This is a genomic window from Modestobacter marinus, assembly GCF_011758655.1.
Classification (GTDB): Bacteria; Actinomycetota; Actinomycetes; order Mycobacteriales; family Geodermatophilaceae; genus Modestobacter; species Modestobacter marinus.
Window position 1 is genome coordinate 315934 of record NZ_JAAMPA010000001.1, and the last position, 16605, is coordinate 332538.

General features: G+C 73.3%; 14 protein-coding genes. 12 read left to right on the forward strand and 2 right to left on the reverse strand.

Annotation, left to right across the window (positions count from 1 at the left end; translation table 11 throughout):
• Nucleotides 1-7 precede the first annotated feature (7 nt).
• The 5 genes from fliR to FB380_RS01575 all read left to right on the forward strand — a co-directional run bounded on the left by fliR (nt 8) and on the right by FB380_RS01575 (nt 7353).
• Nucleotides 8-772, forward strand: coding sequence for a flagellar biosynthetic protein FliR (gene fliR / locus FB380_RS01555; protein WP_166753547.1), 765 nt, complete (start codon nt 8-10; stop codon nt 770-772).
• Nucleotides 773-790: 18 nt separating this feature from the next.
• Nucleotides 791-1924, forward strand: coding sequence for an EscU/YscU/HrcU family type III secretion system export apparatus switch protein (locus FB380_RS01560; protein WP_166753548.1), 1134 nt, complete (start codon nt 791-793; stop codon nt 1922-1924).
• A gap of 161 nt (nt 1925-2085) precedes the next feature.
• A complete protein-coding gene (gene flhA, locus FB380_RS01565; protein WP_166753549.1) occupies nt 2086-4131 on the forward strand; it encodes a flagellar biosynthesis protein FlhA in 2046 nt (681 codons plus the stop codon).
• Nucleotides 4112-7105: a hypothetical protein gene (locus FB380_RS01570; protein ID WP_166753550.1), complete on the forward strand. Its 2994-nt coding sequence runs from the start codon at nt 4112-4114 to the stop codon at nt 7103-7105. Before flhA ends, FB380_RS01570 begins: the two co-directional genes overlap by 20 nt.
• Nucleotides 7102-7353, forward strand: a complete 252-nt coding sequence (locus FB380_RS01575; protein ID WP_188959579.1) for a hypothetical protein — start codon at nt 7102-7104, stop codon at nt 7351-7353. The genes FB380_RS01570 and FB380_RS01575 overlap by 4 nt, the downstream gene beginning before the upstream one ends.
• Nucleotides 7354-7365: 12 nt before the next feature.
• Here the strand turns inward: FB380_RS01575 and FB380_RS01580 are convergent, their stop codons facing one another.
• Nucleotides 7366-8466, reverse strand: coding sequence for a LacI family DNA-binding transcriptional regulator (locus tag FB380_RS01580; protein ID WP_166753551.1), 1101 nt, complete (start codon nt 8464-8466; stop codon nt 7366-7368).
• 184 nt (nt 8467-8650) lie between these two features.
• Here FB380_RS01580 and FB380_RS01585 point away from each other — a divergent pair, with 184 nt between their 5' ends.
• From FB380_RS01585 to FB380_RS01615, 7 genes are all read left to right on the forward strand, one after another.
• Complete coding sequence (locus FB380_RS01585) at nt 8651-9511, forward strand: ABC transporter substrate-binding protein (RefSeq protein ID WP_208382719.1); 861 nt, start codon at nt 8651-8653, stop codon at nt 9509-9511.
• Nucleotides 9512-9577: 66 nt separating this feature from the next.
• Nucleotides 9578-10369 carry an amino acid ABC transporter permease gene (locus FB380_RS01590; protein WP_166753553.1) on the forward strand — a complete coding sequence of 264 codons (792 nt, stop codon included), beginning with the start codon at nt 9578-9580 and terminating at the stop codon, nt 10367-10369.
• Complete coding sequence (locus FB380_RS01595) at nt 10366-11136, forward strand: amino acid ABC transporter ATP-binding protein (protein ID WP_188959580.1); 771 nt, start codon at nt 10366-10368, stop codon at nt 11134-11136. Before FB380_RS01590 ends, FB380_RS01595 begins: the two co-directional genes overlap by 4 nt.
• The gene (locus tag FB380_RS01600; protein ID WP_166753554.1) at nt 11133-12170 is read left to right on the forward strand and encodes a Gfo/Idh/MocA family protein; all 1038 of its coding nucleotides are present in this window, start codon (nt 11133-11135) and stop codon (nt 12168-12170) included. The genes FB380_RS01595 and FB380_RS01600 overlap by 4 nt, the downstream gene beginning before the upstream one ends.
• A gap of 28 nt (nt 12171-12198) precedes the next feature.
• A complete protein-coding gene (locus FB380_RS01605; protein WP_166753555.1) occupies nt 12199-13329 on the forward strand; it encodes an NAD(P)/FAD-dependent oxidoreductase in 1131 nt (376 codons plus the stop codon).
• Nucleotides 13326-14171, forward strand: a complete 846-nt coding sequence (locus tag FB380_RS25755; protein ID WP_166753556.1) for a PfkB family carbohydrate kinase — start codon at nt 13326-13328, stop codon at nt 14169-14171. Before FB380_RS01605 ends, FB380_RS25755 begins: the two co-directional genes overlap by 4 nt.
• Before the next feature lie 10 nt (nt 14172-14181).
• Complete coding sequence (locus FB380_RS01615) at nt 14182-15198, forward strand: SIS domain-containing protein (protein WP_166753557.1); 1017 nt, start codon at nt 14182-14184, stop codon at nt 15196-15198.
• A gap of 65 nt (nt 15199-15263) precedes the next feature.
• Here the strand turns inward: FB380_RS01615 and FB380_RS25760 are convergent, their stop codons facing one another.
• Nucleotides 15264-16559: an RNA 5'-3' helicase PhoH2 gene (locus FB380_RS25760; protein ID WP_166753558.1), complete on the reverse strand. Its 1296-nt coding sequence runs from the start codon at nt 16557-16559 to the stop codon at nt 15264-15266.
• Between the last annotated feature and the right edge of the window lie 46 nt (nt 16560-16605).

Here is a 16605-nt window from a genome sequence, read left to right on the forward strand (position 1 = left end):
GGCCGCAGTGGACCTCGAGGTCCCCTCCGCGACCCTCGCGGCGCTGCTGCTGGCCAGCACGCGGGCCGCCGGCTTCATCGCCCTGGCCCCGCCGTTCAACTCCAACGGCATCCCGCGGGTGGTCAAGGGCGCGCTCGCCCTCTGCATCGCGCTGGTCACCTTCCCGCACATCTCGGGGACCCTGCCCGAGGTCACGGCCGGGTTCCTGGTCGCGGGCGCCGTCACCGAGGCGGTCATCGGCGCCGCGCTGGGCTTCGTCGTCCAGCTGCTGTTCAGCGCCGTCCAGCTGGCCGGTGACCTGATCGACGTGACCGGCGGGTTCTCCCTGCAACCGGCCTACGACCCGATGTCGCTGACCACGCAGGGGGTGATCGGCAGGCTGCACTACCTGCTCGCCGTCACCCTGCTGTTCACCAGCAACGGCCACCTGCTGCTGGTGCGGGGGTTCGTCACCTCCTACCAGGGGCTCCCCGTGGGCGGCTCCCTGCCCACCGACCAGCTCGGCCAGGTGCTGATCACCGCCTTCTCGATGATGTTCCTGGCCGCGCTGCAGATCGCCGGGCCACTCGTGGCGGTGCTGCTGCTGGCCGACGTCGCGCTCGCCCTGCTGTCCAAGGCCGCGCCGGCGCTGAACATCTTCGCCTTCGGCTTCCCCGTCAAGATCATGATCACCCTGACCCTGCTCGGCCTGACCTTCCCGCTGCTGCCGCCGGCGCTCGACGGGCTGCTGGACTCCGCGCTCGACGCGATGACCTCGCTGCGCAGCGGCTGACGTGGGAGGGGGTGACTGATGGCCAAGGACGGTCCCGGTGGTGAGAAGACAGAGAAACCGACACCGAAGAAGCTGAAGGACGCCCGCAAGGAAGGGCAGATCCCGCGCACCCAGGAACTGGGCACCTGGCTGGGCGCGGCCGCGGCGAGCGTGCTGCTGCCCATGCTCGCCGGGGGTGCGTTCGGCGCGATCCAGGAGCTGTTCGTGCAGGTCGGCGTGGTCGCCAACGACCCCCAGCCGGCCACGATGCAGGCGCTGTTCGGCACCGCGCTGGCCGTCTTCATGACCGCGCTGCTGCCGATGGCCCTGGCGATGATGGTGATCGGCACCGTCGCCTCGGCGGCCCAGGGCGGGGTCACCGTCACCACGAAGCCGATGAAGCCGACGCTGAAGAAGCTGAACCCCTTCCCCGGGATCAAGCGGATGTTCGGCACCCAGGGGATCTGGGAGGCGACCAAGGCGATCATCAAGACCGTCGCGCTGGCCACCGTCATCGGCGTGACCTCCGATCGGGCCATGCACCTGGTCTCCGCCGCCGGGGCGCTGCCGCTGTCGGAGGTCGTGCACACCTTCACCGACTCCGCGGTGCTCATGTTCCGCGTCGTGGGCATCACCGGCCTGGTCATCGCGGTCGCCGACTACGTGGTCGTGCGGCACAAGATGATGAAGCAGCTGAAGATGAGCGTCTACGAGATCAAGCAGGAGCACAAACAGTCCGAGGGCGACCCGCACATGAAGGCGCAGCGGCGCTCGACCCAGCTGTCGATGTCCCGCAACCGGATGATGGCCGAGGTCGCCGACGCCGACGTGCTCCTGGTCAACCCCACCCACGTCGCCGTCGCGCTCAAGTACGACCCGCTGAAGGGCGCACCCCGGGTGGTGGCCAAGGGCGCCGACGAGATGGCCGCCCGGCTGCGCGCCCGGGCCGAGGAGTGCAAGGTGCCGATGGTCCAGGACATCCCGCTGGCCCGGGCGCTGCACGCCTCCTGCGACCTGGGGCAGGAGGTGCCGGCCCAGCTGTTCACCGCCGTCGCCCGGGTGCTCGCCTTCGTCATGCACCTGTCCGCGCGCGGCGTGCGCGGCGGCATGCACCGGCCCGGCTTCGAGGCGCCGGCCACCGAAGGGCTCCCCCGCGCCGGCCGGCGCCGCTGACGGCCCGACCCGCCTGTCTGCGCTCCGCGGAGCGGCTGTGACGCACGGTGTGCCGCCCCACCCAGCGGTACCGCCCGTGACCCGGACTGCCGAGAAGGCGGTGGGGGGCGCAGCGGCGCACTCCACCGCCGCCGTGGCGCACCGCTCAGGAACGAGGTCTCGTGGGGAAGCTGACGAAGGCCGCCGTCCCCATCGGGGTCGTCTCCATCGTCCTGATGCTCGTCGTGCCGCTGCCGGCGCCCCTGCTGGACGTGCTGCTGGCGCTGAACATCGTCGGGTCGCTGCTGATCCTGCTGGTGGCGATGAACATCAAGCGCCCCCTGGACTTCGCGATCTTCCCGTCCCTGGTGCTGATCGCGACGCTGATGCGGCTGGCCCTGAACGTCTCCTCCACCCGCCTGGTCCTCAGCGAGGGCTACGCCGGCAAGGTCATCGAGGCTTTCGGGCACTTCGTGATCGGCGGCTCGCTGATCGTCGGCCTGGTCATCTTCGTGATCCTGACGATCATCCAGTTCGTCGTCATCACGAACGGTGCCGGCCGCGTCGCCGAGGTCGGCGCCCGCTTCACCCTCGACGCGATGCCCGGCAAGCAGATGGCCATCGACGCCGACCTGAACGCCGGCCTGATCAACGAGAAGCAGGCCCGCAAGCGGCGCAGCGAGGTCACCGCCGAGGCCGACTTCTACGGCTCGATGGACGGCGCCAGCAAGTTCGTCAAGGGCGACGCCATCGCCGCCATCATCGTCACGCTGATCAACCTGATCGGCGGCTTCGCCATCGGCGTGCTGCAGCGCGGCATGGCCCCGGGCGAGGCCGTCACCACCTACTCGCTGCTGTCGGTCGGCGACGGCCTGGTCTCCCAGATCCCGGCGCTGCTGATCTCCACCGCCACCGGCCTGATCGTCACCCGGTCCGCCTCCCAGGGCGACATGGGCTCGGACCTGATCAGCCAGCTCAGCCGGAACAGGCAGCCGGTGCGGATCGCGGGCCTCGCCGCCCTCGCCCTGTGCCTGATCCCCGGCCTGCCCAAGCTGCCGTTCCTGCTGATCGGCGGCCTGGTCCTGTTCATCTCCACCCGGCTCACCGACCGGGTCGAGGAGGACGACGACGAGAGCACCCCCGGGGACGCCGTCGCCGCCGAGCCGCAGCCGGACTCCCCCGAGGCGATCGCCGACCGGATGCGGGTCGACCCGCTGGAGCTGGAGGTCGCCTTCGACCTCGTCGAGCTGGTCGACACCGCGCGCGGCGGCGACCTGCTCGACCGGGTCAAGGCGCTGCGCCGCAAGGTCGCCATGGAGACCGGCCTGGTCATCCCGCTGGTCCGCACCCGGGACAACCTGGACCTGCCCGCCTCGCAGTACGTCATCTGGCTCAACGGCGTCCCCGCGGCCAAGGGCACCTCCCCGGCCGGCACGGTCCTCGCCATCGGTGACCACCTCGACGGGCTGCCGGGCAAGGCGACCCGGGAGCCGGTCTTCGGGCTGGCCGCCAAGTGGGTGCCCGCCGAGCTGCAGCGGCAGGCCGAGATGGCCGGCGCCACGGTCGTCGACCGCTCCTCGGTCATCACCACCCACCTGGCCGAGGTCGTCCGGCAGAACGCCTCGGCGCTGCTGGGCCGGGAGGACGTCAAGGTGCTGGTCGAGATGATCCGCCGCTCGCACCCGGCCGTCGCCGACGAGCTCACCCCGGCGCTGCTCAGCCTCGGCGAGGTGCAGCGGGTGCTGCAGGCGCTGCTGGACGAGGGCGTGTCGATCCGCGACCTGGTGCGCATCTTCGAGGCGCTGTCCCTGCGGGCCAAGGTCTCCACCGACCTCGACGGCCTGGTCGAGGCGGCCCGCGCCGCCCTCGGCGCGGCCATCAGCCACCCGTACGTGACCGAGGAGGAGCGGCTGCACGTCATCACCCTCGAGCCGTCGTTCGAGCAGCGGCTCCTGGAGGCCGTGCGGCCCACCGAGGGCGGCCAGGTGCTCGCGCTGGACGGGCACACCGTCGACGTCCTGGTCCGCGGCTGCACCGAGCTCCTCGACGACGCCGAGCGGCTGAACCTCTCCCCCGTGCTCGTCTGCTCACCGCAGGTGCGAGCCGCCCTGTCCCGCCTGGTCCGCCAGGTCCTGCCCCGCCTGTCGGTCATCTCGTACAACGAGGTGTCCCGCACGGCACAGATCGAGTCCCTGGGAGTGGTGAGCGGTGCCGTCGCGATCCGTTGAGGCAGCCACGCGCGAGGAGGCCATCGCGGCCGCGCGCGCGGAGTTCGGGGCCTCGGCCCGGGTGGTCGGGGTGCGCCGCATCCGCTCCGGCGGCATGTTCGGCTTCTTCACCAACGAGCGGTTCATCGCCGAGGTCGAGGTGCCCGCGGCCGGGGCGGCCACCGCGCCGGCGACCGGGCCGAGCACCGGCTCGGCCGCCGTGCTGAAGGACCCCGCCGCCCCCGCGCGCCCGGCCGGGCCGTCTATGGACGACCGGATGAAGGAGCTCGCCGACCTGCTCGGGGCGGCGGCCCAGGGCAGCCCGGCGGTCGACCTCTACGGCCGCGCCGGCTCCGTGCGGACCGCGCCCGAGACGGCCACGACTGCCGCGCCGTCGCCCGGGCGGTCGACCACCTCCCCGTCGTCGGGGCGGTCGACCACCTCCCCGACCGGTTCCCCGGTGCGGTCGTCCGCCGGCGCCCGGTCCACGGCGCAGCCGGCGCGCGCGACCGCCGCCGCGAGCCCGCGCGCAACCGCCGCCGCGAGCCCGGTGGCGGCCAAGCCGTTCACCCCCGCCAAGCACACGTTGATGCTGGCCGCGGAGGACCTGGTGCCCGGGCCCGCCCCGGCGCCGGTCGCCGAGCAGCCCTCGGGCCCCTCGCCGTTCGCCGCAGCGCTCACCCGGATGGTCGCCTCGAGCCCGGTGCAGGCGGCGGCCGACGCCGCTGTCGAGGACGCCGCCGCGGCTGCGGAGCTGGCGGCGGCCGAGGCGGCCGCGGCCCAGACGGCTGCGGTCGAGGCCGCGGCCGCGGAGGCGGCACGGCAGGCCACGGCGCGCATCGAGGCAGCTGCCGCCGAGGCCGCCCGGGTCCAGGCCGAGGCAGCGCGGGCCGAGGCAGCACGCGTCGAGGCGGCGCGCCTCGAGGCGGCGCGCCTCGAGGCAGCGCGGGTCGAGGCGGCGCGCCTCGAGGCGGCGCGCGTCGAGGCAGCGCGGGTCGAGGCAGCGCGAGTCGAGGCCGAGGCCGCCCGCCTCCAGGCCGAGATCGAGGCCGCTGCCGAGGCCGCCCGGGTCCAGGCCGAAGCCGAGGCCGCCCGGATCCAGGCCGAAGCCGAGGCCGCCGCCGAGGCGGCCCGCCTGCAGGCCGAGGCCGAGGCTGCTGCCGAAGCCGCCCGGATCCAGGCCGAAGCCGAAGCCGCCCGCCTCCAGGCCGAGGCCGAGGCCGCCGCCGAAGCCGCCCGGGTCCAGGCTGCTGCCGAGGCCGCCCGGGCCCAGGCCGAGGCTGCGGAGGCCGCCCGCCTCCGGGCCGAGGCCGAGGTCGCGGCCGCCACCCAGGCCGCCCGCCGTCAGGCCGAAGCCGCAGCCGCCGCTGCCGCCGAGGCCGAGGCCGCACGCCGTCAGGCCCAGGCCGAGGCCGAGGCCGAGGCGGCGCGGATCGAGGTCGCCCGGGCGGAGATCGCCCGCCTCGAGGCGGCGCCGGTCCTGTCGATGGTCGAGTCGGTCCGGAGCGCGGACGAGGAGCTGGCCGAACTGCTCGAGGAGGTCCTGGCCGCCAACGGCTCCGGCCGCGGCCGGCACCGCTCCCCCGAGACAGCCGGCGACCGGTCCGCCGTCGAGGCCGACGAGGACGGTGACGCCGCGGTCGCAGCCGCGTCGGCGATCGTCGAGGCGGCCGCCTCACGCGCCTGGCCGGCCCCGGCGTTCGTCGAGGACCAGGTGCGCGACGTCCCGCAGCCGTGGGCCTGCCAGACCACCGCCACCGGCCCCAGCGCCTACGACACCGGCGCCTACCGGACCGCCAGCGACGCCCGGGTCGCGCAGCGGGCGGCGCAGTTCGCGGCCGCTCAGAACCTGGTCGTGGACGCCGTCGTCGTCGACGTGTCCCCGGCCGAGGAGGTCCGCTTCGTGGAGTCCCTGCCGACCGACCAGCGCGAGCGCTACGCCGTCCCGGCGGCGCTGTCCCCGGCCATGGCGCGGACCGCGAGCGACCCGGCTCCGCTGCCGCTGGACGCCACCACCATCCTGCCGCCGCTGTCGCTGATGCCGCCGCAGCACTTCGGCGGTGGGCAGCCGCCGCTGCTGGCCTCCCGTCCGGGTGTCCCGCCGGTCCGCCGGTCCCGCCCGCCGGTGCCGGCGAGCACCCGCCCCGCGCTGTCCGGCCGGCCGCCGGCGTCGACCCGCCCCACCTCCCTCCCGGTGGCGCCCCGTCCGGCCGCCCCGGCGCTGCCGCCCGCCGACGAGCCCGGTGGCCGCCTCGCGACCGTGACCCGGCTGGTCCCCGCGCCGTCCTCGCGTGCGCTGGCCCCCTACCCGATGAGCGAGCCCGAGGAGCTGGTCCTCCGGCTGCTGACCCTCGGGCTGCCCGACTCGCTGCTGGGTGCCGACTTCACCGCTGACGCGGCCGCCCGCGGCGTGTACGCGGCGCTGACCCGGACGCTGTCCGAGCGGCTGCCCGCAGCTCCGCCGGCGCCGACGGAGCCGGGCGACGTGCTGATGCTCGTCGGCCCCGGCGCCGAGACCTTCGCCGCCGCCCGGTCGCTGGCCTCGTCCCTGCGGCTGGAGCCGGAGGCGGTGCTGTGGGCCGCGTCGGGCGCGCTGGCCGGCCTGGCCCCCGAGGCCAGCCGGATCACCTCGCTGGAGACCGCCCTGGCCCGCCGCCGGACCAGCGCGGCGACCGGCGCGGTCACGATCGTCGCCGTGGACGCCCCGCTGCGCACGTCCGGCGGGCCGTGGATGGAGCACATGCTCTCGGTCTGGTCGCCGTCGGCGGTGTGGGCGGTCATGGACGCCACCCGCAAGCCCGAGGACCTCGTGCCGTGGCTGGACGGGCTGCCCCGCCTGGACGCCGTCGTCGTCGAGGACACCGACTCGACCGCGGACCCGGCTGCCGTGCTGGACCACGTTCCGGTGCCGGTGGCCATGGTCGACGGCACCCGGGCCACCGCCCACCGCTGGGCCTCGCTGCTGTGTGAGCGGCTGGAGGAGATGGGCGCGTGATCAGCCCGTTCCGCCGGGACGTCGTGGTGACCGGCTTCGTGCTGGCCATCCCGGTGTTCCTGCTGGGGCTGCGCGGGGACCTCTCCCTCGACGACGTCACGATCCGCCTGCTGTGGTGCCTGGGCGCCGGCTGGGTGGCCGTCGCCCTGGTGCGCTGGGCCAGCACCCCGCCGTCGCCACGACGGGGTCCGGGGGCGGCCGGCCCCCCGGAGGACAGCGCTGCGCCGGCCGGCGGTGCTGTCGGCTGAGCGGCGCTGCCCTCAGCCGGCGTCCTGCGGACGAGCCGCTCGGGCCGAGAGGCGCGGGCGGCCGGTCGAGCCACGGTTGACGAGGTCGGCGACGAGCGTGTGCCGCTGGGTGGCGGGTCGTCCACCCTGGAGCATGAGCAGCAGGACTTCGGCCGCGGTCACGCCCACCTGGTGGACCGGCTGGGAGACGATCGTGAGCGGTGGGTCGATCAGCTCTGCCCAGCTGAAGTCGTCGAAGGCGACGAAGGAGACCTCGTCGGGCACCGTGAGCCCACGTTCGCGCAGCGCCAGAAGCACGTCGAGGGCGATGACGCTGTCCGAGGCCAGCACGGCTGTCGGTGGATCGGGCAGCTCGAAGAGTTGCCGGACGATCTGCCGGGTCGTCTCCCGGCTCACCGCACCGAACCGGATCAGGTCGGCGGAGACGTCCAGGCCGGCTGCGCCCAGCGCCTGCAACATGCCCTCCAGACGGTCGGTGACCGAGGAGACGCCGAGCGGCAGGCCGGTGAACTCGGGGCCGTCCGTGGTGAGTGCGCTGATGAAGGCGATCCGCCGGTGCCCCGACTCGATCAGTGCTGTGGTGGCCGCCCGGGCCGCCGGGGCGATGTCGACCTCCACCGAGGGCACGTCCAGGCCCGGGAGACGACGGTCCAGCAGCACGATGGGCCGACCCGTGTCCCGGGCGTCGTGCAGGTGCTGGGTCTCGTACGCCGAGGCGGGGGAGATGATGAGACCGTCGACGCGCTTGTCCAGCAGCACCTTCACGGCGTCGATCTCGGCCTCCACGCTCTCCGAGGTGTTGGCCAGGACGACGTCGTACCCGGCCCGCCGCGCGGTGTCGGTGATGCCGCGCATCGCCAGCCCGAAGTAGCCGTTCTCGATGTCGCCTACCACCACCCCGATGGACATCGACCGTCCCGTGTTCATGCTCCTGGCCAGCTCGTTCGGCCGGTAGTCGAGCTCACGCGCCGCCGTCGCCACCCGCTCCCGCACCGTCTCGCTGACCGCCCCGTAGTTGCCCAGGGCGCGCGACGCCGTTGCCTTGCTCACACCCGCCAGCCGTGCCACGTCGGCCACCGTCACGTCTCGTCGGCGGTCGCTCGACCTCGCCATGCCCACCTCCTCGCACCTCGGGTGTGGTTGACAGCACATGACCCGCGGGCTAACTTTCGCCGCGTTGAGTCCGGACTCACAACGCACTTCCGAACTGACATTAGCCATCGGACCGGCTGACCGGGCAATCCGGATCGGCCCGTGGAGCCCTCCTCAGCCACCCAGACGCATGGACGGGAACGACATGACCACCACCAGGTTCAGCCGGCGAGCGGCCCTGTTCTCCGCAGCGACAGCCATCACCCTGGTCCTCGCCGGGTGCGGCTCCACCGACACGGAGAGCGACTCCGCCGACAACCCCTACGGCCTCATCACCCCCGGGCAGATCAGCGTCGCCAGCGTGGGCGACCTCAAGCCGTACACGTTCACCGACGCCTCCGGGGAGTTCACTGGGTTCGACGTCGAGCTGTTCCGGGACGTGACCGCGCGGGCCGGGATCGACGAGGTGACCTTCACCGGCACGGACTTCTCCGGCCTGCTCGCGGCCGTGTCGAACGAGCAGTACGACGTCGGGGTGGCCGCGATCGGGATCACAGACGACCGCAAGCAGACCGTCGACTTCAGCAGCGGCTACCTGGCCGGCTTCCTGACCGTCCTCGCCAAGGACGAGTCCGCGGTGTCCTACGAGGACGCCCTGGCCGGCTCCCGATTGGGCGTGGTTCAGGGAACGCTCCAGGAGACCTACGCGGTGGAGAACTTCCCTGAGGCCGCCCTGGTCCGGTTCCCGGACAACAACGCGGCGATCTCCGCGCTGAACACCGGCAGCATCGATGCGCACTTCCTCGACTACGAGTCGGCGAAGGCCTACATCGAGCAGTACGACCTCACCGACGTGAAGGACATCCCCTCCTTCGACGCGCCTGCCGGCTTCGCCGTCGCCAAGGGCAACGACGCGCTCCGCGAGGCGCTGGACGAGGGGCTCGCCGCAGCCATGGAGGACGGCACCTGGAAGGAGCTCTACCAGGAGTGGTTCCCCGGGTCTCCGCTCACCCCGCAGTACCTGCCCAAGGCCGAGCAGACCGAAGGCGCCTCGCCGACGTCGTGACGCGCTGCCTCCCGGCGGCCCCGTCGCCGGGAGGCCCCCGACCGTTCACTCCCGGAGAGGTCCCCGATGGACTGGCTCAGCGATCTCGCACGTACGTTCTTCGACGGCTCGGCCATGCTGGCGGTACTGCCGCAGCTGCTGACGACCGGACTGGTCAACACCCTGGTCATCTCGGTGTCCGCCACCCTCATCGGCGTCGTCCTCGGCATGGTGCTCGCCGTCATGGGGATCTCCACCACCCGCTGGCTGCGACTCCCCGCCCGGATCTACACCGACGTCTTCCGCGGCCTGCCCGCCATCCTCACGATCCTGCTGATCGGCCAGGGGTTCGCCGGGGTGGCCCGGGACGTCTTCGGCCCCTCCCCCTACCCGCTCGGCATCCTCGCCCTGTCGCTGATCTCCAGCGCCTACATCGGGGAGATCTTCCGGGCCGGCATCCAAAGCGTGGACCGCGGGCAGCTGGAGGCCTGCCGCGCGCTGGGGATGAGCTACGCCACCGGCATGCGGCAGGTCGTCGTCCCCCAGGGCATCCGCCGGGTGCTGCCGGCGCTGGTCAACCAGTTCATCGCCATCGTCAAGGACTCCAGCCTCGTCTACTTCCTCGGGCTGCTCGTCACCGAGCGGGAGATCTTCCGGGTGGCCCAGGACGCTGCCGTGCTCAACGGCAACCTGTCGCCGCTGGTGCTCGCCGGGGTCTTCTACCTCGCCATCACCGTCCCGCTGACCCACCTCGTCAACCACTTCGACAACCGCTTCCGGACCGGACGCCGCACGGCCACCGCCCCGGCCAGCGGGCTCGACGAGGTCGACGAGGTCGACGGCACGCCCATCGCCCTCACCCGCGGGAGCAACACGTGACCACGACCTCCTCTGCTGCCCTCACCGACGGGCCCGTCTACCGCGGCTCGAGCCTGGAGCTCGTGGGCCTGCGGATGGCCTACGGCGACGTCGACGTGCTGCGCGGGGTGGACATCGCCGTGCCGGCCGGCAGCACCACCTGCGTCATCGGCCCGTCCGGTTCGGGCAAGTCGACAATGCTCCGCGGCGTCAACCGGCTGCACGAGCCCCAGGGCGGCGACGTCCTGCTCGACGGGGAGAGCGCCCTGCAGCTCAAGCCAGACGTGCTGCGCCGACGCATCGGCCTGGTGTTCCAGCACTTCAACCTGTTCCCCGACCACACCGCGCTCGAGAACGTGGCACTCGCGCTGCGCAAGGTGAAGGGCATGTCGAAGGCCGACGCCCGGGAGCTCGCCGCCGCGCGGCTGGCCGAGGTCGGGCTCGCCGAGCGGGCCGGTCACCGCCCCCGCGACCTTTCCGGGGGCCAGCAGCAACGGGTGGCCATCGCACGCGCCCTGGCCCTGGAACCCGAGGTCATGCTGTTCGACGAGGTCACCAGCGCGCTCGACCCGGAACTGGTCAAGGGCGTGCTGACCCTGATGGCGACGCTCGGCCAGCGCGGGATGACGATGGTCGTGGTCACCCACGAGATGGGCTTCGCCGGGAAGGCGGCAGACCAGGTCGTCTTCATGGACGAGGGCAAGGTCGTCGAGGCCGGCGATCCGGCGCAGCTCTTCAGCGACCCGGCCAGCCCTCGGCTGCGCCGCTTCCTCAGCGAGGTGCTGTGACCACGCCGCTGCGCACGGCGCTGCTCGGCTTCGGCACCGCGGGCCGGGTGTTCCACGGACCGCTGCTCGCCACCGACCCCGACTACGCGGTCACCGTGGTGTCCACCGCCGACCCGGACCGCGCCGGCCAGGCCACCGCCGCCCACCCCGACGCCGTCGTCGTACCGACCCCGGACGACGCCCTGGCCCGGGCCGTCGACCTGGACCTGGTGATCATCGGCACGCCGCCGCACACCCACGCCGACCTGGCGCACCGGGCGATCGACGCCGGGCTCGCCGTCGTGGTGGACAAGCCGTTCACCGTGACGTCCGTCGAGGGCCGGGAGGTCATCGAGCACGCCCGCGCCGCCGGCGTCCCGCTGACCGTCCACCAGAACCGCCGCTGGGACGCCGACTTCCTGACCCTCCGCGAACTGCTGGCCCACGGGCGTCTGGGCACCGTGCACCGGTTCGAGTCCCGGTTCGAGTGGTGGAAGCCGGTCCCGCCGGACACCTGGAAGGGCCGGCTGGGCCCGGAGCAGGGCGGCGGCATCCTGTTCGACCTCGGCACCCACCTGATCGACCAGGCCGTGCAGCTCTTCGGCCCGGTCGAGGGACTCAGCGCGGAGACCGACGTCCGGCGGGCCGGCGGCGGGGCCGACGACGACACCTTCGTCGTCCTGGAACACACCTCCGGCGTCCGGTCCCACCTCTGGATGAGCTCGGTGGCCGCACAACCGGGGCCGCGGTTCCGGGTGCTCGGCTCCCGAGCCGGCTACGTCAGCTGGGAACTGGACGGTCAGGAGGCGGCGCTCAAGGAGGGCCTCGTCCCGACCGACCCTGATTGGGGCCTCACCCCACCGGACCGCTGGGGCACCCTCGGCGTCCCCGGAGCACTCGAGCCGGTGCCCGCGGCCCGCGGCGACTACGGCGCCTTCTACCGGCTGCTGTCGGCCGCGCTGCGGAGCGGCGGTCCGCTGCCCGTCGACCCGGCGGACTCCCTGCACGTCATCGAGCTGATCGAACGACTCCGTCGCAGCGCCGCTGCGGCCTGACCACCTCGACCACGATCCGAGAGAAGCGATGAACCCCCACTCCCCCGTCCGTCAGGTCCTGGTGATCGGCGCCGGCGCCATCGGCACGTCCACTGCCCTCCAGCTGGCCCGCAGCGGTGCCGCGGTCACCCTGGTCACGGAGACCATCGGCTCGGCCGGCGCGTCGGGTCGGTCACTGTCCTGGCTCAACTCCGCCGGTCCTCGCTCCGACGACTACCACCGGCTGCGAATGGCCGGCATCGAGCGGTACCGCAGCCTCGCCACCCGGCTGGGCTCCCCCTCGTTCCTGCACTTCGACGGCGGGTTGACCTGGGCCGGTCCGGGCGAGAGCTTCGCCGACCGACACCGGCACGAGCTGGACATCGGGTACGAGTCCCTGTGGGTGTCCCCCGCCGAGGCAGCCCGCTGGGCGCCGGGCGTCGACGCCGCGGCGGTGGCCGAGGAGGGCGCCATCTTCAACCCCGGCGAGGGCTGGGTCGACCTGCCGATGCTCGCCGACGAGCTGCTGACCGAGCTGGTCGAGGCGGGCGCGACCGTGCGCACCGGCATCGGCCGGGCCACCGTCCGGGTGGACGACGGCCGGGCCACCGGTGCCACCACCGAGTCCGGCGAGACCTTCGACGCCGACGCCGTCGTGCTGGCCACCGGGCCGTGGGTGCCTCGCGACCTCGCCGACCTCGGCGTGGTGCTGCCGGAGCTGACGCCGGTCTCGCTGCTGGTGACCAGCAAGCCGGTCGAGTCCCCGCTCAAGGCGGTGCTGAACACCCCGCGGGTGGCGGTCCGTCCCACGCCGAACGGCTCGCTCGTGTTCGACGCGGCCTGGTCGGAGGAGGAGGTCGTGGTCCGCGAGAACGGCAGCTATTCCGTGGCCGACTCCACCATCGCCGGACTGGTGGCCGAGGCGCGCGCGGTGCTGGCCGGCCGTCCCGAGCTGACGGTCGAGCGCTACGGCGTCGGGCCGAAGCCCATCCCCGGCGACGGCGAACCGGTCGTCGGGCCGGTCGAGGAGGTCCCCGGCCTGTTCACCGTGTTCACGCACAGCGGGGCGACCCTGGCGCTGATCCTCGGCGAGCTCGTCGCCCGGGAGGTCCTCACCGGCGAGGAGAGCCCGCTGCTCCGGTCGTTCCGACCGGGTCGCTTCGCCCCCGCGTCCCGGTGACTCCCTCCCGAGTCCGGGTCGCCGGCGTCGGCGACAACGTGGTCGACCGCTACGAGGCGCTCGGGACGACCTTCCCGGGCGGCAACTGCGTCAACGTGGCCGTCTTCGCGGCCCGTGCTGGCGCGGCGGCTGCCTACGTCGGTGCAGTGGGGCAGGACGCCGACGGCCTCCTCATCCGGGACGCACTGGTCGCGGAGGGGGTCGACGTCAGCCGGCTCCGGGTCGCGGGGGGCCCGACGGCGCACTGCCGGATCGGCCACCGCGGCGGCGACCGGGTCTTCCTCGGCTCGAAGCTGGGGGTGTCGGTGTTCGACCCCGACCCGGCAGACCTGGACCTGCTCAGCACCGTGGACGCCGCCCACGTCGGGCACTCCAGCCGTCTGGACCGCCACCTGCCGGAGATCGCCGGACGCACCCGGCTCTCGTACGACTTCGCCGTCCACCAGGACCCACAGCACATCCGGGTCATCGCACCGCACTGCTACCTGGCCACCTTCTCCGGTGGGCACCTCGCTGCTGCCGGCGTCGACGCCGTTCGTCGGCTGGCCGTGGCGTCCGGCGCCCAGTGGGTGCTCGTCACCCGCGGCGCGGCGGGCGCGGTGCTCAGCAACGGCAGCGCCGAATGGCACTGCCCGGCGTCCCCGGCCGCATCGGTCGTCGACACCCTGGGCGCCGGGGACGCCTTCATCGCCCGCACCCTCGTCGGCCTGCTGGCCGGCGAGGCCCCTGACCACCTGCTCGCGGCGGCGGCGTCCGACGCCGCGGCGGTCTGCACGATCCACGGCGCGTTCGGACACGGCCGCGCCGACCACCCCGTCCTGTCCCCCTCCGTCACCCAGTGAGGACATCCCCATGACCAACGGCACCTACCTCGGTCCCTCCCCCGTCGCTCCGGCGCCGGAGGGCCTGCGGTCCTCGGTGGAACACGCCTGCTCGCTGTGGGCGCCCATCCGGCAGTTCGTCGCCGACGTGCCCGACCTGCGCCGCGTCTACCTGGTGGGCGCCGGCGGGTCCTTCATCGGTCTCACGGCCGCCCAGTTCGTGCTCGACAGCGAGGCGCAGACGCCGTCGGTGGCGATCAACTCCGACGAGCTGTTCTTCCGCTCCCCGCCGGGTGTCGGCCCAGGGGCCCTGGTGATCGCCCTGTCCGGCACCGGCAACACTCCGGAGACCGTCCGGGCGGCGGAGTGGGCGCTCAGCCGGGGAGCCGCGGTCGCCGCCGTCACACTCAAGGCGGACGGGCCGCTCGCCCAGGCGCTGCCGACGGCCTTCGTGGCGCAGAGCGGCGAGGGCAACCAGGTGCTCCTCCAGCTGGTGGCGCTGGCCGTCCTGGACCGTGACGGGATCGACGTCTCCCCGCACCTGGCCGCCCTGCGCGCGCTGCCCACCGCCCTGGAGGCGGCGGTGGACGCCTTCGAACCGAGAGCCGCCGAGATCGCCGCGGCGATGCACGACGTCCCGGTCACCTACGCGATGGCGTCCGGACCGCTGATCGGGCCGGCGAACACCTTCACCAGCTGCTTCCTGCAGGAGATGCAGTGGATGCACGCGGCGACCATCAACGCCGACGAGTTCTTCCAGGGACCGTTCGAGGTGTTCGACGAGGAGACCCGGTGCCTGGTGTTCCTGGGGGAGGACGACACCCGGCCGATGGGTGAACGGGTGTCCCGCTTCCTCGACCAGCACAGCGGCCGCACGTGCTACCTGGACGGTCGGGACCTGGAACTGCCGGGCATCGCCGCGGACCAGCGGGCCTTCGTGGCCCCGGTCGTCTTCTACTCGCTGATGTTCCGGCTGGCCGCCCACTACGCCGCCGTACGCGGCTATGCACTGGAGGGACGCCGCTACATGTGGCAGTTCCCGTACTGAGGCACTGCGCCGGTCACCCGGCAGACCGGCGCCCGCCGGTCTGCCGGGTGACCAGGCGCGACCCGTCAGAGCGGGAGGTCCTCCAGCATCTCGGTGACCAGCGCGGCGATCGGCGAGCGCTCCGAGCGGGTCAGGGTGACGTGGGCGAACAGCGGGTGTCCCTTCAGCCGGTCGATCACCGCGGTGACGCCGTCGTGCCGGCCGACCCGGAGGTTGTCCCGCTGCGCCACGTCGTGGGTGAGGACGACGCGGGAGTTGGTGCCCAGCCGGGAGAGCACGGTGAGCAGCACCCCGCGCTCCAGCGACTGCGCCTCGTCGACGATCACGAACGAGTCGTGCAGCGAGCGGCCGCGGATGTGGGTCAGCGGCAGCACCTCGATCAGCCCGCGGGCCACGATCTCCTCGACGACGTCGCCGGAGACCAGCGCACCGAGGGTGTCGAACACCGCCTGGGCCCAGGGCGCCATCTTCTCGCCCTCGCTGCCGGGCAGGTAGCCGAGCTCCTGCCCGCCGACGGCGTAGAGCGGACGGAAGATCACGACCTTCTTGTGCGCCCGCCGCTCCATCACCGACTCCAGCCCCGCGCACAGCGCCAGCGCCGACTTGCCGGTGCCGGCGCGGCCGCCCATCGAGACGATGCCGATCTCCGGGTCGAGCAGCAGGTCCAGGGCGACCCGCTGCTCGGCGGAGCGACCGTGCAGGCCGAAGGCGTCCCGGTCGCCGCGGACCAGCCGCACGTGCTTGTCCGGGGTCACCCGGCCCAGCGCGGACCCGCGGCCGGAGAGCAGGACCAGCCCGGTGTGGGTGGGCAGCTCGGCAGCGGCCGGCAGGTACACCGAGCCGGCGTCGTACAGCGCCTGGACGTCGGACTCCTCGACCGCGAGCTCGGCCATCCCGGTCCAGCCGGTGTCGACCGCACCCAGCCCGCGGTACTCCTCGGTGTCCAGCCCCACCGCGGCGGCCTTGACCCGCAGCGGCACGTCCTTGGTCACCAGGCAGACGCTGCGGCCCTCGCTGCGCAGGTTCAGCGCGACGACCATGATCCGGCTGTCGTTGCTGTCGTTGCGGAACCCCGGCGGGAGCACCGACGGATCGCTGTGGTTCAGCTCGACGTGCAGCGAACCGCCCTGGTCGCCGACCGGCAGCGGGGCGTCCAGCCGGCCGTGCTGCACCCGCAGGTCGTCCAGCATCCGCAGGGTCTGCCGGGCGAACCAGCCGAGTTCGGGGTGGTCCCGCTTGTCCTCGAGTTCACCGATCACGACGAGCGGGACGACGACGTCGTGCTCGTCGAAGCGCAACAGGGCGCCCGGGTCGGAGAGGAGCACGGAGGTGTCGAGGACGTAGGTACGGCGAGTGCTCACGAGTCGGCTCCCGTGGAGCGCCACCCTGGTGACAAGGCGCGCCCCG

Coding starts and splice junctions, on each gene's coding strand:
- FB380_RS01560 (WP_166753548.1), top strand. CDS start 791: ATGGCCAAGGACGGTCCCGGTGGTGAGAAGACAGAGAAACCGACACCG.
- FB380_RS01580 (WP_166753551.1), bottom strand. CDS start 8,466: ATGGCGAGGTCGAGCGACCGCCGACGAGACGTGACGGTGGCCGACGTG.
- FB380_RS01585 (WP_208382719.1), top strand. CDS start 8,651: ATGACCACCACCAGGTTCAGCCGGCGAGCGGCCCTGTTCTCCGCAGCG.
- FB380_RS01590 (WP_166753553.1), top strand. CDS start 9,578: ATGGACTGGCTCAGCGATCTCGCACGTACGTTCTTCGACGGCTCGGCC.
- FB380_RS01605 (WP_166753555.1), top strand. CDS start 12,199: ATGAACCCCCACTCCCCCGTCCGTCAGGTCCTGGTGATCGGCGCCGGC.
- FB380_RS01615 (WP_166753557.1), top strand. CDS start 14,182: ATGACCAACGGCACCTACCTCGGTCCCTCCCCCGTCGCTCCGGCGCCG.